The organism is Cloacibacillus sp. An23 (assembly GCF_002159945.1).
Lineage (GTDB): Bacteria > Synergistota > Synergistia > Synergistales > Synergistaceae > Caccocola.
In genome coordinates this window covers 1-21,586 of sequence record NZ_NFJQ01000010.1, presented here as the reverse complement: position 1 = coordinate 21,586, position 21,586 = coordinate 1, and the positions used below count along the sequence as shown (strand labels likewise).

General features: G+C 58.3%; 31 protein-coding genes. All 31 read left to right on the top strand.

What is annotated here, in order from left to right; all coding sequences use genetic code 11:
• Positions 1–288: a helix-turn-helix domain-containing protein gene (locus B5F39_RS10575; RefSeq protein ID WP_204245104.1), complete on the top strand. Its 288-nt coding sequence runs from the start codon at positions 1–3 to the stop codon at positions 286–288.
• Complete coding sequence (locus tag B5F39_RS10570) at positions 285–581, top strand: hypothetical protein (RefSeq protein WP_087367170.1); 297 nt, start codon at positions 285–287, stop codon at positions 579–581. Before B5F39_RS10575 ends, B5F39_RS10570 begins: the two co-directional genes overlap by 4 nt.
• Positions 578–1,954 (top strand): hypothetical protein, encoded by a 1,377-nt coding sequence (locus B5F39_RS10565; protein ID WP_087367167.1) that lies wholly within the window; start codon positions 578–580, stop codon positions 1,952–1,954. The genes B5F39_RS10570 and B5F39_RS10565 overlap by 4 nt, the downstream gene beginning before the upstream one ends.
• Positions 1,954–2,634: an ATP-binding protein gene (locus B5F39_RS10560; protein ID WP_087367164.1), complete on the top strand. Its 681-nt coding sequence runs from the start codon at positions 1,954–1,956 to the stop codon at positions 2,632–2,634. The genes B5F39_RS10565 and B5F39_RS10560 overlap by 1 nt, the downstream gene beginning before the upstream one ends.
• Positions 2,631–3,029 carry a hypothetical protein gene (locus tag B5F39_RS10555; protein ID WP_087367160.1) on the top strand — a complete coding sequence of 133 codons (399 nt, stop codon included), beginning with the start codon at positions 2,631–2,633 and terminating at the stop codon, positions 3,027–3,029. The genes B5F39_RS10560 and B5F39_RS10555 overlap by 4 nt, the downstream gene beginning before the upstream one ends.
• Positions 3,030–3,031: 2 nt before the next feature.
• Positions 3,032–3,556, top strand: coding sequence for a DUF669 domain-containing protein (locus B5F39_RS10550; protein WP_087367157.1), 525 nt, complete (start codon positions 3,032–3,034; stop codon positions 3,554–3,556).
• A gap of 6 nt (positions 3,557–3,562) precedes the next feature.
• Positions 3,563–4,582, top strand: a complete 1,020-nt coding sequence (locus tag B5F39_RS10545; protein WP_204245103.1) for a hypothetical protein — start codon at positions 3,563–3,565, stop codon at positions 4,580–4,582.
• Complete coding sequence (locus B5F39_RS10540; protein WP_087367154.1) at positions 4,582–6,177, top strand: DEAD/DEAH box helicase; 1,596 nt, start codon at positions 4,582–4,584, stop codon at positions 6,175–6,177. The genes B5F39_RS10545 and B5F39_RS10540 overlap by 1 nt, the downstream gene beginning before the upstream one ends.
• Positions 6,101–6,544, top strand: coding sequence for a VRR-NUC domain-containing protein (locus B5F39_RS10535; protein ID WP_087367151.1), 444 nt, complete (start codon positions 6,101–6,103; stop codon positions 6,542–6,544). The genes B5F39_RS10540 and B5F39_RS10535 overlap by 77 nt, the downstream gene beginning before the upstream one ends.
• The gene (locus tag B5F39_RS10530; protein WP_087367148.1) at positions 6,516–8,519 is read left to right on the top strand and encodes an AAA family ATPase; all 2,004 of its coding nucleotides are present in this window, start codon (positions 6,516–6,518) and stop codon (positions 8,517–8,519) included. The genes B5F39_RS10535 and B5F39_RS10530 overlap by 29 nt, the downstream gene beginning before the upstream one ends.
• A 289-nt stretch (positions 8,520–8,808) precedes the next feature.
• A complete protein-coding gene (locus B5F39_RS10525; RefSeq protein WP_087367145.1) occupies positions 8,809–9,345 on the top strand; it encodes a hypothetical protein in 537 nt (178 codons plus the stop codon).
• Positions 9,342–9,647 carry a hypothetical protein gene (locus tag B5F39_RS10520; RefSeq protein WP_087367143.1) on the top strand — a complete coding sequence of 102 codons (306 nt, stop codon included), beginning with the start codon at positions 9,342–9,344 and terminating at the stop codon, positions 9,645–9,647. Before B5F39_RS10525 ends, B5F39_RS10520 begins: the two co-directional genes overlap by 4 nt.
• A gap of 6 nt (positions 9,648–9,653) precedes the next feature.
• Positions 9,654–9,854, top strand: coding sequence for a Lar family restriction alleviation protein (locus tag B5F39_RS10515; protein WP_087367139.1), 201 nt, complete (start codon positions 9,654–9,656; stop codon positions 9,852–9,854).
• Positions 9,855–9,881: 27 nt separating this feature from the next.
• On the top strand, positions 9,882–10,466 hold the full coding sequence (locus B5F39_RS10510) for a hypothetical protein (RefSeq protein WP_087367136.1): 585 nt from the start codon (positions 9,882–9,884) through the stop codon (positions 10,464–10,466).
• A 226-nt stretch (positions 10,467–10,692) separates the two neighbouring features.
• Positions 10,693–10,935: a type II toxin-antitoxin system Phd/YefM family antitoxin gene (locus tag B5F39_RS10505; RefSeq protein ID WP_087367133.1), complete on the top strand. Its 243-nt coding sequence runs from the start codon at positions 10,693–10,695 to the stop codon at positions 10,933–10,935.
• Positions 10,925–11,197 carry a Txe/YoeB family addiction module toxin gene (locus tag B5F39_RS10500; protein WP_204245102.1) on the top strand — a complete coding sequence of 91 codons (273 nt, stop codon included), beginning with the start codon at positions 10,925–10,927 and terminating at the stop codon, positions 11,195–11,197. Before B5F39_RS10505 ends, B5F39_RS10500 begins: the two co-directional genes overlap by 11 nt.
• A 76-nt stretch (positions 11,198–11,273) precedes the next feature.
• Positions 11,274–11,555: an HNH endonuclease signature motif containing protein gene (locus B5F39_RS10495; RefSeq protein WP_087367127.1), complete on the top strand. Its 282-nt coding sequence runs from the start codon at positions 11,274–11,276 to the stop codon at positions 11,553–11,555.
• Positions 11,556–11,665: 110 nt separating this feature from the next.
• Positions 11,666–12,028 (top strand): hypothetical protein, encoded by a 363-nt coding sequence (locus tag B5F39_RS10490; RefSeq protein WP_087367124.1) that lies wholly within the window; start codon positions 11,666–11,668, stop codon positions 12,026–12,028.
• Positions 12,003–13,694, top strand: a complete 1,692-nt coding sequence (locus B5F39_RS10485) for a terminase TerL endonuclease subunit (protein WP_087367121.1) — start codon at positions 12,003–12,005, stop codon at positions 13,692–13,694. The genes B5F39_RS10490 and B5F39_RS10485 overlap by 26 nt, the downstream gene beginning before the upstream one ends.
• Positions 13,695–13,704: 10 nt before the next feature.
• Entirely contained in the window at positions 13,705–14,859 is a 1,155-nt protein-coding gene (locus B5F39_RS10480) for a phage portal protein (RefSeq protein WP_204245101.1), read from the top strand.
• Positions 14,856–15,524: a head maturation protease, ClpP-related gene (locus tag B5F39_RS10475; RefSeq protein ID WP_087367118.1), complete on the top strand. Its 669-nt coding sequence runs from the start codon at positions 14,856–14,858 to the stop codon at positions 15,522–15,524. The genes B5F39_RS10480 and B5F39_RS10475 overlap by 4 nt, the downstream gene beginning before the upstream one ends.
• 3 nt (positions 15,525–15,527) lie before the next feature.
• The gene (locus B5F39_RS10470) at positions 15,528–16,745 is read left to right on the top strand and encodes a phage major capsid protein (RefSeq protein WP_087367115.1); all 1,218 of its coding nucleotides are present in this window, start codon (positions 15,528–15,530) and stop codon (positions 16,743–16,745) included.
• A complete protein-coding gene (locus B5F39_RS14280; protein ID WP_087367489.1) occupies positions 16,736–16,999 on the top strand; it encodes a X2-like carbohydrate binding domain-containing protein in 264 nt (87 codons plus the stop codon). The genes B5F39_RS10470 and B5F39_RS14280 overlap by 10 nt, the downstream gene beginning before the upstream one ends.
• 3 nt (positions 17,000–17,002) lie before the next feature.
• Positions 17,003–17,320 carry a head-tail connector protein gene (locus tag B5F39_RS10460; protein ID WP_087367112.1) on the top strand — a complete coding sequence of 106 codons (318 nt, stop codon included), beginning with the start codon at positions 17,003–17,005 and terminating at the stop codon, positions 17,318–17,320.
• The gene (locus B5F39_RS10455) at positions 17,317–17,634 is read left to right on the top strand and encodes a phage head closure protein (protein WP_087367109.1); all 318 of its coding nucleotides are present in this window, start codon (positions 17,317–17,319) and stop codon (positions 17,632–17,634) included. The genes B5F39_RS10460 and B5F39_RS10455 overlap by 4 nt, the downstream gene beginning before the upstream one ends.
• Before the next feature lie 6 nt (positions 17,635–17,640).
• Entirely contained in the window at positions 17,641–18,072 is a 432-nt protein-coding gene (locus B5F39_RS10450) for an HK97-gp10 family putative phage morphogenesis protein (protein ID WP_087367106.1), read from the top strand.
• Positions 18,065–18,445, top strand: coding sequence for a DUF3168 domain-containing protein (locus tag B5F39_RS10445; protein WP_087367103.1), 381 nt, complete (start codon positions 18,065–18,067; stop codon positions 18,443–18,445). Before B5F39_RS10450 ends, B5F39_RS10445 begins: the two co-directional genes overlap by 8 nt.
• Positions 18,445–18,870 carry a hypothetical protein gene (locus B5F39_RS10440; protein ID WP_087367100.1) on the top strand — a complete coding sequence of 142 codons (426 nt, stop codon included), beginning with the start codon at positions 18,445–18,447 and terminating at the stop codon, positions 18,868–18,870. The genes B5F39_RS10445 and B5F39_RS10440 overlap by 1 nt, the downstream gene beginning before the upstream one ends.
• A gap of 11 nt (positions 18,871–18,881) precedes the next feature.
• Positions 18,882–19,232, top strand: coding sequence for a GTA-gp10 family protein (locus tag B5F39_RS10435; protein WP_087367097.1), 351 nt, complete (start codon positions 18,882–18,884; stop codon positions 19,230–19,232).
• A gap of 23 nt (positions 19,233–19,255) precedes the next feature.
• Positions 19,256–19,546, top strand: a complete 291-nt coding sequence (locus B5F39_RS10430) for a hypothetical protein (RefSeq protein WP_087367094.1) — start codon at positions 19,256–19,258, stop codon at positions 19,544–19,546.
• The coding region (locus tag B5F39_RS10425) for a tape measure protein (protein ID WP_143330719.1) at positions 19,521–21,586 on the top strand (2,066 nt) is incomplete at its 3' end. The genes B5F39_RS10430 and B5F39_RS10425, both read left to right, overlap by 26 nt.

Genomic DNA, 21,586 nt, shown 5'->3' with positions numbered 1-21,586 from the left:
ATGACCGAACAAGCACTTGAACAACAGCGTGAAGAACTACGGGCGTCGCTGATGGACGCCATCCAGAAGATTGACGAATCCATGCAGAGGCCGCCGCGGCTGCTTGGCGAAAATGAGGCGGGGAAGTATCTCGGTGTCTCCGGCCGCACTCTGCGCGACTGGCGCGATAAGGGCATCGGCCCGGAGTATTTGAAGCTCGAAGGCAACGAGAAGCTCACGCGCTACGACATCAGGGAGCTCGACAAGTACATCGATGAACATCCGCGCCGAAAGGAGCGCCGGCAGTGAGCACGCCGGTCTATATGCTGTTTGTAGCCGTCTGTTTTGTAATCGGCGTCTACATGGGAGTTTGGGCCGCGGAGCGCGACCGCAGGCAAAAACGCATAGACAGCGCGCTGCATGAAAGAAAACTAATGCAGGAGAGTTTAGAAGAAGGGCAAATATCGAAAGAACACGCCGCTATGGCCTTGAAGTACATCCTTGAGGACATCGAGGCCAGAGAGCTCACTATCATGAACGAGTTCAGCGGCAACGACGGCGCGAAGACCGTTATCACCGCCTCGTACGAGGCAGGCGTATGACGATGGGCATCACGGCCGCGGAATTCTACGACAGGCGCGCTGAGCTTATAAAGCTGCACGAGGAAAACGCCGGAAAGCGCGGCTACGGCCGCGACGCCACGGCGCGAAAAATCGCCGCGCTGCTCGGCTTTGATGAAAACAGCTTCGACTACTGGGAGATAGATAAAACATATCTCTCACCGACCAGCGACGACGGGGCTATGCCGCTTTTCCCGTGCTCGATAAAAAAACCGTACGCCCGTACGTCATACCTGCACGTCAGACGCTGTCCTGCGGGACTGTTCAGCCCGGTTCTCTATCTCAAATACGGTAAAAGCTGGCGCAAAGAGTCGCCGTATATGACCGAGTACAGTCTCGCGTGGCCGCCGGTATGGGCCAACAACGTGCTTAGGACGGCCTTCGACGTATATGTTTACGACTCGTTCCAGGAGGCCGCCTTCACGGCGGTCGAAGAAGGAGCGTTCTGGCTCAGAGAAGAGAATGCGAACATACGCGCGCTCATAGATGGGATAGACAAAGGCGAAGGACCGCCGGAAGGAAGCTGCGTGACACGAGAGCAGCTGCTGCGTTCTTTCGAAACCAGCGCTCTTATGGAGACCTGGCTGCACGACCTCACGCCGGAGATACTTCGCATCGACGCAGAATACAAAGAGGCCGGCCAGGCCTCCGCCGAACCCGCGCCGCAGATATTGGAGCGTTACGTCTGCCCGCAGGTACCTGGCTCGCACGTCGCCGAAGTCGAGGACATAGACGGAGCACGCAAATATTTTGGTTGCGGAGATTGCGAAATCATCCCATGCCATGGCCCCGTTCCGGCAACGAATTTACCCGTTTCAATAACGGAATCGCCGGTTGTGATAACGGAACCTGAGCCGGAAGACACGGAATCCGGAGAAACGACTCTCGCCGTCTTCGTCGAGCCGGACGGACAGCAAAGGCTCGCCGGCGAAGAGATCCTCCCGACGGACGAGCCGGTCAAGCAGGACAAAGACCGCAGCGAAGCCAGAGACAAGTTCTCGCACCTACAGGCGAAGATACTGGCGGAAAAACGGGCCATCAAGGAAATCAAAGAAGAAGCGCTCGCTCCGCATAAAGACGAGATAAGCGAAAAGGAATCGGCCATCGAGCTCATGACCTTCGTCATGTCCCTCTACGAAGTCGAAGCCGCCATGGCGGAAGCGAAGGTGAAAAGCGAGCACGAAGCCCCGACCTACTGCGTATACGCCTACACGATAACCGGAGTCAAGGGCGTCAGCGTCGCGGTCGGCACGAAGCAGGATATACGCGACCTGGACTTCAAACATCAAAAAGTAGTGCATTCGGAAGTGCTTGCGGAGTTCAGAGAAGGAAAAGAAATCAAAGAGGAAGGATAATGGCAATCAACCTGAAAAGCACCAACACAGTCAAAATGAACGGCCTTAAGGTCCTGGTCTACGGTATGGCGGGCTCCGGCAAGACCACGCTCATAAAGACGCTTCCGGCGCCCGTCATCCTCTCGGCGGAAGGCGGGCTGCTCTCCATCAGCGGCGAGGATTTGCCCTACATCGAAATCAAGACTATGGCGGATTTACGCGAGGCCTACGGGTGGCTCGCCTCGTCCGAAGAGGCGAAGGGCTTCCGCAGCGTAGCGCTCGACTCCATCTCCGAAATCGCCGAAGTCGTGCTCGGAACGGAAAAAGCTCAGTCGAAAGACCCGCGCCAGGCGTACGGCGCGATGCAGGACATAATGACCGCCCTTATCCGCGACTTCCGCGACCTCCCCGGGCGGCACGTCTACTTTTCCGCGAAAGTAGAGAAACAGCAGAACGAACTCGGCCAGCTCCTTCACTCGCCCTCCATGCCGGGGCAGAAACTCGGCCAGATGCTTCCGTACTTCTTTGACGAAGTCCTCGCGCTGCGCGTCGGTCAGAACGAAAACGGCGAGACGATGCGCACGCTCCAGTGCGCGACGGACGGCATCTGGACGGCGAAGGACAGGAGCGGGCGGCTCGACATGTGGGAACCTGCCGACCTCGGCAAAATCATCGAAAAAATAGGAGGACAGGCGCAATGACCGAAGCTACATACGAACTCATAGAAGACCTCTACGAAGCCAAAGCCGCCGAAGACGCGGCGAAAGCGAAGCGCGTGGCTCTCGAGGCCGAACTCGCGAAAGCCCTCGAAGTGCCCGAACAGTGGGAAGGTTCGCAGACCCGCACCGTAAACGAATACAAAGTCTGCGTCAAGCGCGCGATTAACGTCAAGATAGACGCGGCACAGTTACAAGACATTACGGTCCGCTACGGGCTGAAAGAAGAGGCGGACAAGTCATTCCGCTGGAAGGCCGAACTGGACAAAAAAGGCTGGAACTCACTCAATCCCATGACACAGAATGTTTTCGCAGCCGCCATCACGAAAACCCCGGGCAAAGTAAGCATAACCGTTGAACTCAAAAAGGAGGACAAATAACCATGGCAATACTCGGAAACGACTTCGCGCAGGAATTTGCAAGCGTAAAACCGGAAGACTTCACCCCCGTGCCGGCGGGAGAATACGTCATGCAGGTGACGAAGACGGAGCTCAAACAGACGAGCACAGGCGGGCTCTGCATAAAAGTCCAGTTCGACATAATCGGCCCCGCCTACCAAGGGCGCAAGCTCTTTGCGAACTTCAACATCCGCAACAGCTCCGCGGAGGCCGAGCGCATAGGCCGGCAGCAGCTCAAAGCCCTCACCATCGCGGGCCGCGTGCAGGAACCGCTCCAGGACACGGATCAGCTGCTCGGCGCGACCGTCAGGGCGAGCGTAACGGTACGCGAGGCGACCGACAAATATCCAGCGAGCAACGACGTGAGGAACTACAAGGCTGTAGACGGAGCCGTGCCGTCCATGCCGCCCGCAGGCGACGCCGTAATGCCTCCCGCAGGCGGAGGCTTCAGCCAGGCGTTCGCGCAGCCGCCGCAGCCTCGTTCTAGTGCGCCAGACTTCAAGTGGTAGGCGGCAATGGCGGCTTTACCGGAGCCGCTCAATCAGGTTGACATACAGAGCCGCATAGACAAGTGGCACGAAGAGCACAGAGAGCCCCCGAGAGCGCATCTGGGGCTCTCGCTCTTGGGACACCCGTGCGACCGCTGGATATGGCTCAACTTCCGCTGGGCGGTTACAGAAAATTTTTCAGGCCGTATGCTGCGCCTCTTCCGCCGCGGACACCGCGAAGAAGAGACCATAGTCCGCGACCTCCGCGCCGCCGGCGTCGTGATCCGCTCGACCGACGCCGACGAGGACGGACAGTGCCGCGTAGACTTCGGCTGCCACGTATCCGGCTCCGTCGACGGAATAATCGAAAGCGGTGTGCCCGGAGCCGAAAAGACGCGCCACGTCGCGGAATTCAAGACGCACTCGCTCAAGTCCTTCCGCGAGCTCCAGAGCAAAGGCGTCTATGAGGCCAAGCGCCGCCACTGGTGGCAGATGCAGGGCTACATGCTCGGCACGAAGATAGACCGCGCGCTCTACATAGCCGTATGCAAAGACAACGACGAAATGTACGCCGAGCGCGTATATCTCGACAAGCCGAAGGCGGAATCCCTGATACGCCGAGGACACGGCCTCGCGCTGGCGGAAAGGATACCAGAGCCGCTCTCCGCCGACCCGTCGTGGTGGCAGTGCAAGCTCTGCGCGGCGCACGACTTTTGCTTTACGACGCATCTTTCGGAAGAGGTCAACTGCCGCACCTGCGCCCACGTCACGCCGACTAAAGAGGGGACATGGATATGCTCGCACGGCACGCCATACGAGCTTACGGTCGACGAACAGCGCGCTGGCTGCGACTGCCACACCGCGCATCCCGACCTCGTGCCGTGGAAATTCAGGGGCGGCACGGAAAACGGATTCTGCGCGCGATATGAGATAAAGGGCAGAGAATATCTCAACGGAAGCCCGTATCTCACCGATTGCGCCCTCACGACGCACGAACTTTTAATAATCGACAAACAGGGCGAGAAAGACGAGGAGGTGCCCTTCTGATGGCTCTGAGAGATTATCAGCAGCGGGCGATCGACCTGCTCTACGCATGGATGAGATACAACGCAGGCAACCCATGCGTCGTGATGCCCACGGGCAGCGGTAAAAGCCACGTCATAGCCGGTCTCTGCCGCGACATCCTGACGCGCTGGCCGCGGTCGCGGATACTCGTCCTCTCGCACGTCAAAGAATTGCTCGAACAGGACGCGGAAAAGATACTGCTCGCGTGGCCCGAAGCGCCGCTCGGCATATACTCCGCCGGCATAGGCAGCCGCGACGTCGGAATGCCCGTGACAGTCGCGGGGATACAGAGCGTGCGCGGCAAGGCCGAGATGCTCGGCTACGTCGATCTCGTAATCGTCGACGAAGCCCACACGATAAGCCACAAAGCCGAAGGCGGCTACAGAAAGCTCTTGGGCGAACTCAAGGGCGTGAACCCGGACATGCGGATAGTCGGCCTCACGGCGACGCCGTACCGTCTCGGCCACGGGCTTATCAGCGAGCACGGCGCGATATTCGACGGACTCGTCGAACCCGTGTCCGTCGCGGAGCTTGTGTCGCGCGGCTACCTCGCGCCGCTGCGCTCCAAGCTGCCCGCGGCGCAGCTCTCGGTCGACGGCGTAGGCCGACGCGGCGGCGAGTATATAGAGCACGAGCTTCAGCGGGCGGTCAACAACACCGACGACAACGAGTGCATAGTCGACGAAGTAATAGCGCGCGCCGGAGGCCGCAGGGCGTGGCTCTTCTTCTGCGCCGGAGTGGCGCACTCCATCGCCATACGCGACGCGCTGCGCGCGCGGGGCATATCCGCCGAGACCGTCACAGGCGATACGCCGAAGGCCGAGCGCGAGAGGATAATCCGCGACTATAAGGCGGGGCGCGTCACGGCGCTGACTAACGCCAACGTGCTGACGACCGGCTTTGACTACCCGGACATCGACCTCATCGCGATGCTGCGCCCGACGCTGAGCCCTGGTCTTTACGTCCAGATGGCCGGGCGCGGCATGAGGCTCAAGAGCCACACGGACCACTGCCTGGTGCTTGACTTCGCCGGAAACGTCAAGCGGCACGGTCCGATAACCGACGTCGTCCCGCCAAAGCATAAAGGGCCTGGCACGGGAGACGCGCCCGTGAAGGTCTGCGAACAGTGCGCAGAACTGGTGCACACTTCGGTCAAGGTCTGTCCCGCCTGCGGCTACGTTTTCCCGCCGGCGGAGAAGGAGCCTCTCGCGCTGCATGGAGAGGACATCATGGGCGGCCCGGAGGAGATGCGCGTGCGCGAATGGCTCTGGTACGTCAAGCAGAGCCGCGCCAAGCAGATAAACATGCTCTGCGTGAACTACTACAACGCGGAGCTGACGGGAGACAAGGTGACGGAGTATATAACGATACTCCACGACGGATACGCGAGATACAAGGCGGAGATAACGCTGCGCGACATCATAGACGGATGCGGCGCGGACATATCGCTCGCGAACGGAATAGACGAAAACTACCTGGAACAGCTAGCGGAGGTGCTGAATGATGCAGACGCGCCGGAAACGGTCACTATCAAAAAAGACGGAAGATATTACCGAGTGCTCGCCCGGCACTGGTAAACCGCTGCCGTCGGAGCATGAGGAGCAGTGCGCCTTCGTCTCGTCCTTCCGCAAGGCGTTCCCCGGCGTGCGTATAATCGCCGTACCGAACGGCGGATGGCGCGACATACGCACCGCCGCGCGGCTCAAGGCCGAGGGCGTATGCCGCGGCGTGCCGGATCTCTTCATCCCCGAGTGGGGGCTGTGGATAGAGATGAAGCGGCAGAAGGGCGGCGCCGTCTCCGACGCCCAGAAGGACTGGCTCGAATATCTCGACGGGATAGGCTACGGGGCCGTCGTGTGCTGCGGGGCCGCAGAGGCCATGAACGCCGTACTGGCGTGGCGGGAAGCTGTCAAAGATGGCTGTCTTAGCATCAGGCTGGGATAGGGAGATAAAGCCCGACGCGCCGGAAGAACAGCTCGCGGCGGCTATAACCTCCTCCGGGCTGAATCCGGAGAAGAGCCTCCGTATCGTCCTCGACGGGAAAATACATCGCTTCCCGGTCGAAGGAGATAAGGGGACGGAGAAAGCCGGCTGGTACGTCGGCTTCGGCGACAACATCCCGGCCGGCATGTTCGGCTCATGGCGCGGCGGTTTCGAGCAGCGATGGCGCGCCGACGTCGGGAGAGAATTGTCCGCCGAAGAGCTCGCGGCCTACGAGGCCCGCATAGCCGAAGCGATCGAGATAAAAGAGGCCGAGCGCCGCAAATATTACGAGCAGATAGCGGAGGCTGTCAAAAAGATACTCAAGACGCTCGAACAAGCATCGCCGGAACATCCGTATCTCGTGAAGAAGCGCGTCGGCTCGTACGGGATATACGAGACGGGAGACGGGCGGCTCATGCTGCCGGTCGTCAAGGGCGGAGAAGTAGTCTCGGCGCAGTATATAGACGGCGACGGCGGGAAGCAGTTCCACGGCGGAGGCGAGATAAAGGGTGGGTATTTTCCGCTCGGCTCTTTGCCTCCGCAGGGGACGGTCTACGTCGCGGAGGGCTACGCGACCGCTGCGAGCGTCTACGAGGCTACGGGACGCACGACGATAGTCGCCCTCAACGCGGGGAATATGCCCGTCGTAGCGAAGTGGCTGCGCGGAAAGCTCGGCCCGGCGCAGGAGATCGTCATAGTCGGCGACAACGACGAAAGCGGAACCGGACAAAAAGCAGCGGAGGAAGCCGCGCACCTGTGCGGCGGACGGGCTGTGATCCCGCCCGAAACGGGAGACGCGAACGACTATGTCAACGCCGGCGGCGACTTGAAGGCGCTGCTTAAAGGCGGCAGTTCGTGGCTCGTCTCTGCCGACGACTTCTGCGCGAAGCCCGCGCCCATCGCGTGGCTCGTGAAGAAGTGGATCCAGTGCAACGGCCTCGCTATGGTCTTCGGTGATTCTGGCTGCGGAAAAACCTTCGTCGTGCTCGACTGGGTGCTGCGCATAGCCTCGGACGTAAACGACTGGGCGGGGCTCAAAGTGCGGCATGGAGGCGTCGTCTATCTTGCGGGCGAGGGCCATTACGGCCTCAAGGCGCGCATAGCGGGCTGGAAGCTGTATCACAAGGTCGAACGCCTCAACGCCTGGGTATCGTCCTCGGACTGCGAGCTGAACACGCCTGAAGGGCTCGCGCGTACCATATCCGAGATACGGAGCCTCGAGGCGGAGAAAATATCCGTCATAGTCGTAGATACGCTGCACAGGTTCCTCGTAGGCGACGAGAACAAGGCCGTAGACGCAAAGACGATGCTCGACGCCTGCTCGACCCTTTCGAGAACCTTTGACTGCGCTGTGATACTCGTGCATCACACAGGCGCGAACCAGGACGCGAAGGGGCGGGCCAGAGGTTCTACCGCGTGGCGCGGCGCGCTCGACAACCAGATACTCGTCACGACGAGCGGCGACAGGATAAAGCTCGAACAGGTCAAGAACAAGGACGGAGAAATAGCCGAACCGGTCTACCTCGAGAAAATTCCCGTCCATCTGCCCGGCTGGTACGACGACGACGGAGAACCCGTGTCCACGCTCGTGCTTGAGCAGGATGAGGATGGGGCTGAGAAGGAGACGGCGAAGCTTACGAAGTCGCAGCACTTCGGCCTTCAAACTTACCGCGAGGCCGCTGAAAAGTATGGCGTGCTCGACGAACGCGGCGAATTTGCGGGCGTGCGTGAGAGTGATTGGAGAAAAATTTTTTATGAGCGCAGCGGGAATATGAAGCCTGATACGAAACGGCAAAACTTCTACCTTATGCGTAAAGAATTGTCTGGACTTGGAGAAATAACTTGTGATGATGATGTTTATCAACTCTCGGACGAGTATGAGCTTGAAAAAGTATACATCAGAAAAATCCTGCAAAAGAATCATACGGAGGTGTGAAACGTGAAACAGCGTGAAAAACTAAAAAACGTGAAAATTTCACGCTTGCGCCCTTTTCCTTGCGTGAAATGCGTGAATATATCCTTTAGGATATTCACGCATTCACGCTAAGGGTTCACGCATAAAAATGGAGAATGCTCATGCAAGAAATCATAAAACCATGTCGCTGCGGAAATGAAAGTGTGTCTGTAATTATGACAATTCGAGGAACTACCATCTACTGTACAAAATGCGGAAGCTCGACGACACGGGGGACGCGGGAGAAGGCGGTCAGGGCTTGGAATGAAAAATGCGGAAGGAGAAAGAGAAGAAAATGTCGGGAAAAGTAACAATAGGCGTCGACCTTGGCGCGAAAGGCGGGATAGCCGTACTCGAGACCGCGACTGACAAGCGTTTGATAGTGCTGTTGGCCGCGCCGGCGCCGCGCGATGCGATGGAGTTGCGAGCGCTTGGCGAGAAACTGTCGCTTTACTTTTCGGAATACAGATGCAGAGCCTACATCGAACACGTTCACGCGATGCCGCGTCAGGGCGTGTCTTCGATGTTCTCGTTCGGCCGCAGCGTCGGAATATGGGAAGGTTTTCTCGGTGCGTGGGGGGTACGCTGCGAATACGTCGCTCCGCAAAAATGGCAGAAGCTCACCGCGCCGATGGCCGGGCTTACCACGAAAGACAGGTCGATACGCTTCGCGGCGGCGGCGTTCCCGAACACGCCGCTCGTGCCGAAAGGCGCTCGAAAACCAAGCGACGGCATAGCGGACGCCCTCTGCATCGCTTATTACGGAGCCAAGACAAGAGAGGCTGCTGAGCAGGAGGCTGCAAAATGAGCGTAAAACAAAAGACCATCATCTGTGAAGTCCGTTACTGCGATTACTGTGACAAAGAACTCACGCCTAAGAACACAGGAGAATTTTACATTGTTGCGCACTGTAACGGCGACGTCTGTTACGAAGACGCATTAGGCGACGTTTGCAAAGATTGCGCAGAGGCGATGAAAAGGGCGTTTTACGGCTTAATGGACAAGGGGCACTTTGCCGAGCGTTACGACGACGATAAAACTAAAGATTTTGCCAGAATAGCGCTCCGGGAGTATGTCAAAAAGCACGCACACGCGAATGAACAAGGATAACGACGCATGGCGACGCTCCTAAGATGTCCATTCTGCGGTGGAAAACCGGTTGTTGTCGTGCATCACACGAAGCTCTACGGCGACTGCAAAGAGGTCATCTGCTCAGAGTGCGAGGCGACTGTCTCAGACTTATGGGATTACACAAAAGATGACAACGGCATCCGCAAACGCGACGCCGTCGAGGTCTGGAACAGCAGAGTAAGGTAATACTATCAAAGGGAGGACAAGCAACTTATGGGACGTAAGCGCACAAAGATATGGATTTCGAGCCGCGTCAGGCTCATAAAGGAGCTTATCCTCCTGTTTCTGGACACGCATCCGCTCGGATTCAATGTTTTGACCGGCACAGCGCGCTGGCCGGACGATGAAGAGCTTGCGGAGTGGCTGTCGTTTGTATTCTCCTCGCGCAGCGAAGACGTGCATGTGCAGAGCGAACCGTCGGTTTTTGAAGCGCAGCGGCGCATCGAGAGTGCGGAAAGCGCAAAGCGTGCTTTCGAGGCGTTTGCGCAGTACGGCGGCGGGGCGCGCGTGTACGCGGTCATGGAACAGTACCGCAAGGCGTACCCTGACAACTACGAGCTACTGCGCAAGGTCGGCAATGCCGGATTGCCTGGCGCAAAGTCGCTTGAGGCCGTCGCGGGCGAGTATTACTGTGACGTAAAAACTCTACGCCGGCGTGAGGCGGCGATTGCCGAGGATATAGCGAGCGGCGTCGTCTATGGCGACGGCACGAGCTTCAGCCTGCTGCACGACTCGGACAAGGATGAGCATAACGAGCGCAACCGCTGGCGCGGAACGGAGAAAATTAATTCGCCCTGAACTTGCCCTGAAAAGCGCGCCATAATGCCCTAACAATGCCCTGTACTTACGGAATTTATGCGATATGATGATAGCGTGGTTTTTTGAGTGACAGGCGTAAGGGCAAACGGTTCCTCCCACAAAACTATCTCCTTTCTGTGTAGCCGGGCCGCTATTCGCGGTCCGGTTATTTTATTGACACGTACGTAAAAACGTACGATAATAATGCAGAAGGAGGCGAGGCAATATGATTATTAATGCGACGGCTGCCCGTCAGAATTTGTACAATGTCATTGACGAGGTTATTACAACAGAAGAACCGACATTCATAACGTCAAAAAAGGGAAATGTCGTCATGTTGTCCGAGAACGACTACAAGGCGATAAACGAGACATTGTATCTCCTTTCCATTCCTGGGATGAGGGAGAAACTTATCGACGGACTGAACACGCCGCTTGATGAATGCGTGGAAGACCCCGATGATGAATGAACCATGGAAAGTCGTTTACACGAAGCAGGGGCTCAAGGATAAGAGGACTGCAATTAGCGCTGGCTTCGGAGATAAGGTGAAGGAGCTTATAGGGATATTGAAAGAAAACCCTTACAAGCCCTATCCGCCATATGAAAAGCTGGTCGGTGACCTTAAAGGAATGCTTTCCAGAAGGATAAACCGACAGCATAGGCTTGTGTATGCCGTGTACGAAGCGGAACATACCGTAAAAGTCATAAGTATGTGGGAGCACTACGAATAATAATTAAACACAAATTATCAAATCGCGCGTCCGTGAGGGAAACCTTGCGGGCGCGTTTTTTATGGGCGGTGAGGTTATGGCGAGACGGCCATTCTACGATTCGGCGGCGTGGCAGAGATGCCGCGACGGATATATCGCGTCAGTCTTCGGTATCTGCGAGAGGTGCGGGCGGCCGGGCTACATCGTGCATCATAAGCAGCCCATCACCGACGGCAATGTGGACGACCCGGAGATCACGCTCAACTGGGACAACCTCGAGTATCTCTGCCTTGAGTGTCATAACAGAGAGCACTTCGGCACGGAGCCGACGCGTGAGGATGTGCGCTTCGACGCCTCGGGGCAGTTAATCAAGGCCTAGCCCCCCTATTTCGCGCCGACCGGGCAAAATCCGGCGACCGGCGTGGGAGCTTTGAAAAATACGCAGGGTGCGCGCGTAACCCCCTGCCTAAAAAGGAGTTGACAGCAAAAATGGCGAAGCCGTCTAAAGAAACGCGGATAAAGAGAGAACAGAAACGGCTCGATGCCATCTTTGTTGCCCGCTCCGAAAAAGAACAGGCGGCTCTCGAGCCGCTTATCAAGCGCGCGGCCTATATGCGCGTGACGCTTGAGGATATGGAGGCCGACCTCGACGAAAACGGCTTCGTCGAGATGTTCACGCAGTCGGACAAGGTCGAGCCGTACGAGCGCGAGCGTCCGATAGCGCGTCTTTACAATACGATGAACAAGAACTACCAGAGCATCATGAAGCAGCTTACGGAATTTGTCGAAAAAGAGCCGCCGAAACCCGACGACGGGGACGGATTCGATGACTTCGTCAACTCACGCGACTGACGGCGGCTACATCCGCGAGTATTACCGGCAGATAGCCGCCGGCGAAGTGCTCGTGAGCGACAAAGTGCGCCGCGTCTATAAAGAGCTGGTTCGCCTGCTTGACGACGATTCTGGCGAGTGGACCTTCGACGAGCGCCGCGCGCAGCATCCGATAACGTTCATCGAAAAATACTGCAAACACAGCAAAGGCAAGCTCGGCGGCAAACCGTTTCTGCTCGAGCTGTGGCAGAAGGCACTCATCTCTGCGCTCTTTGGATTCGTGAGCCGCGACGACGGAACGCGGAAATACCGCGAGCTCATTCTCATGGTGGCGCGCAAGAACGGCAAGTCCGCGCTCGGCAGCGCGATTGCGCTCTATATGCTCCTCGCGGACGGCGAGAACGGGCCGGAAATAGTATCAGCTGCCACGAAGCGCGAACAGGCGAAAATAATCTGGCTCGAGAGCAAGCGTATGGTGCGGAAGTCGCCGGTGCTTTCGCGGCGATGCCGGTGTCTGGTCGGCGAGATAGACTGCGACGTCAACGACGGCGTATTCAAACCGCTTTCATCAGAGTCCGGCACGCTCGACGGCCTCAACGTCCACTGCTCGCTCATCGACGAGCTGCATGCCATTGAGGACACGAACCTCTACGACGTAATCGTGGACGGCATGAGCGCGCGCGAGCAGCCGCTCTCAATCATCGTCACGACGGCCGGAACGGTACGAGAAAGCATCTTCGACCGTAAGTATGAGGAAGCCGAGCTTATCATCAAGGGCTATGAAGATCCCGCGGGCTACAAAGACGACCGCGTGCTCCCGATAATCTACGAGCTCGACGTGCGCTCCGAGTGGACGGATGAAAAATGCTGGGCGAAGGCGAACCCAGGGCTCGGAACGATAAAAGAGCTTCGTACGCTCGCGGAAAAGGTCGAGCGCGCGAAGAAAAATCCGCGCCTCGTCAAAAACCTCGTGACGAAGGATTTCAATGTGCGCGAAACGACGTCGGAGGCGTGGCTCACATTTGAGCAGCTCGACAACACTGCGACGTACGACATCGCGGCGCTCGCCCCGCGCTACGGCATCGGCGGCGCCGACCTGTCCAGCACGACCGACCTCACCTGTGCGACGATGCTCTTCATGGTGCCGGACGACGCGCATATCTACGTCATGCAAATGTACTGGATACCCGAAGACCTACTCGAGCGCCGAGAAGCCGAGGACCGAGTGCCCTACGCGCTGTGGCGCGAGCAGGGGCTTCTGCGCACCTGTCCGGGCAATCAGATAGACTACCGGCAGGTCGCGGACTGGTTCCGCGAGGTGCAGGACGAACACGGCATATACCTTGCCGCATTCGGTTACGACGCGTGGAGCGCCGTGTACTTTATCAAAGAGATGGAGACCAACTTCGGCAGCTACGGCATGGAGAAGGTCATCCAGGGCAAATACACGCTCTCCGCTCCGATGAAGGCTCTCGGCGCGGACCTTGAGGCGAAAATCATAAATTACAACAACAATCCGATACTCAAGTGGTGCCTGTCGAATACCTCGATAGATGTCGATAAGAACGACAACATCCAGCCCTCGAAGGGGCGCAGCGAAACGCGCCGCATAGACGGCATGGCGTCGCTGCTCGACGCCTACGTGGCCTTCTGCCGCCACCGCGAAGAATATTTGAACCTGATTTGAGGTGATGCCCATGTTTAAGTGGCTTGCGAAGATTTTTAACCGCGCCCCGAGCCGCGTACGCTACGAAGTCATACAGGACAGAGGCAACGGTTATTACCAGTGGGGCGGAGAGCTCTACAAGTCCGACATCCTGCGCAGCTGCATACAGCCGCACGTATCAGCCATCGGCAAGCTCACGCCGGTACACGTCAAGGCGGAGGGCGACGAGGCGGATTATTTTTACATCCGCAAAATCCTCACGGAACCGAATCCCTACATGGCGGGCTGTATGCTCCAGGAAAAACTCGCCGCGCAGCTCACGCTCAACCGAAACGCCTTCGCCTATATCAACCGCGACCATAACGGCTATCCGATAGAGCTGTATCCGCTGCCGGTCATGAGCGCCGAGGCTATCTACGACAGGGGCTATAACCTCTATCTGCGCTTCGTGCTGCGCAACGGGCGTATGGTGACGTACCCGTATCGCGACGTGATACACCTGCGGCGCGACTACTACGAGAACGACATCTTTGGGACGAGCGCGCAGGAGGCGCTCACGCCGCTGATGGAGCTGGTCGGTACCAGCGACAAGGGGCTCATGGACGCCATCAAAAACGGCGCGATAATCCGCTGGCTCGTCAAATGGAACCAGACGATAAGGCCGGAAGACCTTAAAAAGCAGGCCGAGAACTTCGCGGAGATGTACCTCTCAACCGAAGGCAACGGCACGGGCGTCGCCGCGACCGACGCGAAAGCCGAGGTGCAGCAGATAAAGCCGAACGACTACGTCCCGAACGTCCTCCAGACCGACAGGACGGAGCGCCGCATATACAGCTTTTTCGGCGTCAATCAGAACATCGTGCAGAACTCATACACCGAGGACGAGTGGAACGCCTTCTACGAGGCACAGATTGAGCCGGTCGCCAAGCAGATGAGCGACGAGTTTACGCGGAAGCTATTTTCGCCGCGAGAGCGCCAGGCCGGACACCGCATCACCTTTGGCGCGAACAGCCTGCAATACGCCTCGATGAGCACGAAGCTCAACCTGCTCCAGATGGTAGACCGCGGTGCGATGACGCCCAACGAGTGGCGCGAAGTGCTGAACATGGCGCCAATCGAAGGCGGCGACAGACCGATAAGGCGGCTCGACACGGCCGTCGTCGGCGGAGGAGGTGAGGAAGAATGAAGGAGAACCTCAGCACGCTGCTCCGAGTGCGGAATCTCGCAAACGGAGACGCGGCGCTCTACTTTTACGGCGAAATCGTCTCCGACTGGTGGGAGGCGTGGAGCTCGGCAGACAAATACCCCGAGGCCATCCGCCGGATGCTCGACGGGCTTAGCAGCGAGCATCTGCACATCTACATCAACTCTCCCGGCGGCTCCGTCTTCGCCGGCATGGCAATCTACAACATGCTGAGCCGCTACAAGGGGCGCAAGACGGTCCACGTCGACGGCATCGCCGCGAGCATCGCAAGCGTCATAGCGATGGCGGGCGACGTCATCGAGATGCCCGAAAATACGATGCTCATGATTCACCGCGCGTGGGCTTCGGTTTCCGGCAACACGGAAGAACTTGCGCGCTACGCTGAGCTGCTTGCAAAAGTCGACAACGCCGTTGTGTCGGTTTACTCCGAGCGGCTCAACGTGACGGACGACCTTGAGCGAGTAATAGAGCTCATGGGCAAGGAAAGCTACCTTTCCGCGGCGGAGACTGCCGCGCTCTTTCGCGGAGTGAGTATCAAGCCGCCTATACAGATGGCGGCCTGCACAAAGAACGCGGGCGCGATATACGCCGCGTCTATGGAATACGAGCGGCTCCGGCTGCTTGAAATGAAAAACACAGGAGGATAAGAAATGAAAGATTACATAGAAAAGCGCCAGAAACTTATGGACGAAGCGCGCGAGGCCCTCAACTCGGGCGACCTCGCGCTCGCGAAGGAGAAGCGCGAGGCGATAGAGTCGCTCGACGCGGATAAAGAAAAGCACGACAAGGAAGCCGCGAGCCTCAACGCGCTACTCGCGATGAAGGTCAGCGCTCCGGTGAATATCGAAGACAAGAGCGTCGAACCGGAGGGCGCGAAATCCGCCGAGAAGACCGGCGGCCCGCGGGACGAAGAGGCGCTTTACCGCACCGCCTTCGCACGCACGCTCATGAACCAGCCGCTCAACGCCGACGAGAGCGCGGTGTTCGCGCGCATGAACAACGGCCTAGAAGTACACGGCGCGCTCCAGACCGCCTCAACGCACACCATCGTCATACCGAACACCCTCGTAGAGCAGATATGGAAGGAGATGGGCGAGGCGCACCCGATACTCCGCGTCGTGCCAAAGACCTACGTCAAAGGCAAGCTCACCTATCCGCGCGAAAAGGACGGCGGAGACAACGCGACGTGGTACAACGAATCGACCGAGGTCACGTCCGGCTCCTTCGAGCTCGATTCGATAGTGCTCGACGGATATGAGCTCGCGAAGTCGATACTCATCTCGTGGAAACTCGAAAAGATGTCCATAGACGCGTTCCTGACCTATATCGCGAACCTCATCGCCGAGAAGATGGGCAACGCGCTCGCGGCCGCCGTCGTCTCCGGCACCGGGACCAATCAGCCGCAGGGCATAGTCACTGCGCTCGAGGCCGAGAGCAGCACGCCGCAGGTCATGACGTGGACGGCGAGCACCGACGAGGTCGACTACGCGAAGCTCACGGAGTTCATGGGCAAGATACGCAGCGGATATTCTTCCGGCGCCGTCATTTACGCCAAGAACTCGTTCATATGGAACGTACTCGCGAACCTTCTCGACGAAACGGGACGCCCGTACTTCATCGCCGACGTTATCTCCGGCGGCGTCGGCAGGCTCTTCGGCCATGTCGTCTACGAGGAGGACGCGGTTCCGGCGGACGCCATGCTGCTTGCGAACGTCCAGCGCGGCTACCGCATGAACGTGCAGGAGGAAATCTCGCTGCTCCGCGACGAGTATATGACGAAGCGCCAGACGGAGTTCATGGGCTACGCGATACTCGACGGCAAGCCGATAACCACGAAGGCGTTCGTGTACCTAAAAAAATCAGCGTAACCGTAGACCCTGAATCAGCCACGTTCAGCAAGGGCAGCCCGGCCGACGTGGTGTTTACGGTTACAGGGGCGAACAGCATAACGGGAATTAAGGACGAGACGCCGGCGACGGTCGAGAGCACGAACTACACCTTCAGCGGAGGGAAGCTGACGTTCCTCGACGACTATCTCTCAACTCTCGGCGAGGCGGAGCACACCTTCGCCGTCACGGCCGACACGGGGACGTTCAGCGTCAAAATCACCGTGGGGGCGTAAGCCATGCCGCTCACGCTCGACGACCTTAAGCTCTATCTTCGCGTCCCGGACGACACGGACGACGCGCTGATAAAAAGTCAGCTCGCGGCGGCGGAGGCGTATATCGCGGGCAAGGTGAGCAAAACGCAGAGGCTCGTCAAAGACGGCGAGCCTCTCGCGCTCGCCGACGACGAACTGTACCGCCAGTGCGTCAAGCTTATGGTCGCGCACTGGTACGAGAGTCGTGAAATAGTCTCGTCCGGCTCCGCGGCGCAGTCGCCGGTGCGCCACACAGTGGACGCGATACTCGCGCACATTGAAGGCTGCGGTGACTACGCATGAACCCGGGCGAGCTGAGGGAGCGGATAACCATATCAAGGCCGAAGACAAGCGACGACGGCATAGGCGGCTCGGTGCGTACGCTTGAAAAGCTCTGCGACTGCTGGGCGAAGGTCACGGCGACGCGCTCGCGCAGCGGAATCATCTCCGGCCGTGACCTCGAGCTGCGCACGCACCAGGTCACGATTCAGCTCGGCAAAATCGAGCCGGAAAACGGCGACGTGATAACATGGCGCGGCAAAACGCTCACCGTCCGCGCCGTGCGGCCGGACTATGCGCACGCCGTATGCGAGATGGATTGCAGGATGGAGGCGTAGAATACAGTGGCGCGCAGCATAAAAATGCCCGAAGAAGCCATCCGAGACTTGCGCAAGCTAGCGAAAGGTGCGCTCCGAGACTGCGTCTATCCACATCTCCGCACTGCGACGGACGCCGTACGCGACGAGGCGAAACGGCTTGCGCCGGTGAAAACCGGCGCGCTGCGCAACTCCATAAAGGCGCGGACATGGAAAGACGACCTAAGCGGCGTCGTATATGCCGACTATCCAGAGACATCGCGCCGCACGAAGCGGAGGACGAAAAAACAGCGCGCAGGCGCGCGCGTTTACTACGCGACCGCAGTTGAATACGGACATAAACAGGGGAGCAAGACAGTCCCCGCGCAGCCCTTTCTGCGGCCGGCAGTCAAGGCAAAGCAGCGGCTTATTCGCAAAGAGCTGACAGATGCCATGAAGGAGGCGCTCAAAGATGTCTGATCTTATGAAATACGGCGAGCTCTATAAGGCGCTCGCGGAGAACGAGGCGCTCATGGCGAAGGTCAGCGGCATATACGACGAGCCGCCGGACGACGCGGCGTCTCCGTACATCGCCGTCGCGTCGGTGCAGAGCGTTAATGACGAACTCCTAGATAACAGCGGCTCAGAGGTGACGGTCGACCTCGACGTATGGGCGCGCGCAAGCGCCTCCGCTGGCGGGCGCAAGCAGATACTTGAAATCAACGACCTGATAATCGCCGCAGTGCCCTCTTGGGCGCTCTACGACGGCATAGAGATAATGCGCGACGCCGCCGAACCCGACTGGTGGCACGGCGTCGCGACGATACGATATTACGACAGGAGGACTGACTGATGGCCAGACAGCTTGCAAAAAACGCTCAGCTCATGGTCTCGGAAGACGGAGTCGGCGAGCCCGACCTCCTCGAAGCCCTGGCGAGCTGGAGCTACGACAAAAGTAAAACAGAAGTGGACGTGACCGGAGTTTTCGACAAAAACAAGCAGTACGTCCCGGGGCAGGGAGATGCACGCGGCGAGTTTACGATAATCGTAGACCCCGAGAGCGAGACGCTCCAGCTCATTGAGGGAGCGCAGAAAGACGACACGCTCATATACATCTTCTACCGTCCGGACGGCACGGGCGCGTCGAAGCCGCAGGATAAGATACCGGCCTATATAACGGGTCTCTCTTACTCGGCGTCGGTCGACGGGCGCGTCGAGGCCGCCGTCACTTTCGTCGCCGGCGGCGACGTCGACAGCACCGCGCAGGCGAGCGTCTAGGAGGGACAGTCATGCGAGAAGTCACTATAAACGGTAAAAACTATAAAATCGAGTTCGGCCTCAACGCGGTCTGTATGCTTGAGGACACGATGCATCAGCCGCTCAGTGCTATCATGCAGCAGATTTCGAATGGCGTGCTGGACCTGCGTCTCATCCGCGCTATATTCTGGGCCGTACTGCTTGCGAACAATCGCGGTATGACGCTCGAACGCGCCGGCGCGATACTGGACCAGGCCGACGGCGACTATCCGGCAGTGTACGCAGATATAGTCGGCGAGCTCACAAACTCGTTCGTCCTGCGCATCATTCCGCTCGCCACGCAGAACGGCGAAGACGCAAAAAACGCGGAAGGGACTGCCTAGACGAACGGCAGTCCCTATTTCTAATGGCGCTCGGCCCGCTTGGGCTGAGCCACGAAGACCTCTGGCACGTTACCAGAGGTCAGCTGTCCGACCTCATCCACGCATACAACTACAAAAGCTATCTTGCGAGGCGCGAACGCGCGGAGCTCGCCGTATTCGTGGCGCTCTATCAGGGTAAAAAGCCGCCGTCGATAGAGAAGCTCTGCGGCGAATGGGAAGGCGGTCGCGTAATGACGCCGGAAGAGGCGAACAGGTACAGGCTCGAGAAGATAAAGGAGACGGCCGGCGATGGCAAGTACGACTCTGCAATATAGAATAACTGCGAACATTTCCGCAGCCGTGAGCGGCTTTAGTCAGCTCGCACAGCGAGTAGAACAAGCGAATAAGCGCATCAACAAGAGCATAGACGCGACCTTCGGGAAAAATGCAGTCAGAATGTCTCAGAGCCTGTTGTCCAGCGTAAAATATGCCGCCGCCGGCCTCACGGCTCTTGGCGTCGCCGCCGTGAAAATGTCCGCCGATTTTCAGGTCGCCCAAAAATCTATGACCGTATTAACAGGTTCGGCCGATGCTGCGCAAAAGCATCTCCGTGATCTGGAGCGCTTCGCAGCCACAACGCCGTTCGATTTCGCGGGGCTTGTCGACGCCTCGAAACGTTTGCAGGCTTACGGCTTCCAGGCTGAGGCCGTCATCCCGATACTCAACAACGTCGGCAACGCGGCTGCGGCGCTCGGCCTCGGTCAGGAGGGCATAGACCGCATAACTCTCGCGCTCGGTCAGATGGCGTCAAAAGGCAAAGTGTCAGCCGAAGAGATGCTCCAACTGACTGAGACAGGCATCGCAGGCTGGCAGATGCTCGCTGACTATACTGGGCAGTCCGTCGCGGAAGTGCAGGCGCAGGCGTCAAAAGGAGCCATATCAGCACAAACGGCACTTGAAGCTATTTTTACCGGCATGAGAGACCGCTTCGACGGCATCATGGAGGAGTCCGCGGACGAGATACCGTACCAGCTCAGCAATATGCAGGACTCCATATCAAGCATCATGCGCAGCATAGGCGACTCCATAACCGAAGGACTCGACCTAAAAACGAAGATGTCGGACGTCTCGACATATCTCACCGCTCTGTCACAGGAGATAAAGACGAGCGGCGTTCGCGAGGCGTTCAAGAAGCTCGTGCCGCCGGAAGTACAGGGTGCGATTGCAGCCGTTGCAACAGCTATAACGGTCATGCTAATCCCGGCGCTTGCGAAGCTCGGCGTAGCCATGCTTGCGGCAGGCGGGCCGTTCACTCTTGTCGCCGGCGTCGCTGCCGCAGCCGCTTATGTGATTGTGACTAAGTGGGATGAACTCGGAAAATTTTTCGAAGACTTGAAAGACCGAATCGCCGGATTCTTTGATTTCCTCGCACGCAAAGGCGAAGAGGCTTCCGTGCGCGTCGGCAAGGTTGCTGATAATGTGAAAATGGATTTCAGCGGCCTGTTTTCCAGTAAAGGCGCGGCAGTCCGCGGCGGGCTGAACTTAGTCCCAGAAAATAAATCGGGGCTAAGCATTATGGAGCAAGCACGGCAGATTGTTCAAAAATATAGCGCCGGATTCCAAGTTGAAACCGACCCGACGAAATTTCTCGCGGGCTCTGTTGCCTCCACCGGCAGCGCGGTAAAAACTTCCGCCGCCGAAATAAAGGCGGCGGCACGGGAAGCCGAAAAAGCCGCGAAAGAGGCTATCCGCCTCGACGCCGAAAACGCCGACCGTGTCCTCGCGCGCATCGAGAAACAGAAAGAGGCCGCGAAGGAGCTCGCCGAAATATACGAGCGCGCCGACCGCGAGTATCTTTCCGGCCTCGGCTGGGAGAACTCGCAGGGGCTTCTTTCTAACTCGGACTACTTCAACATTCTGAATCAGCGCGTCGAAGAGCTTGGGCTCAAAGTCAAAGGAGCATTTAACATGACGGACGGCGAGAAGGCGCTTTTCAGCGACTGGCAGTCTGCCGGGACTCAGCAGCTGTCGGACACGCTCGACACGCTGAAAAAACGCTATGAATCCGGCGCTATCAGCGCAGGACAGTACAAAGCACAGATAGAGGCACTCAAACAGCAGTTCGCGGAATTGCCGCTTGCGGTCAAACTCGCAGGTGAGCAGCTTGCAAGCGTGGAGAGCCGCTATTTATCCGCGGGCCAGCAGGCCGGAGCCGTCTGGGAGGACGCGCGCGAAAGCCTCATGAATTTCCCGACGGGCATCGGCAGCGCCTTCGAGAGCGCCATCCGCGGCACGGAGTCGCTCAGCGACGCAATGCTCGGCCTCTTGCAGGACATCGGCGCGGTAATTGTCAAAGCGCTCATTATGCGCGCGCT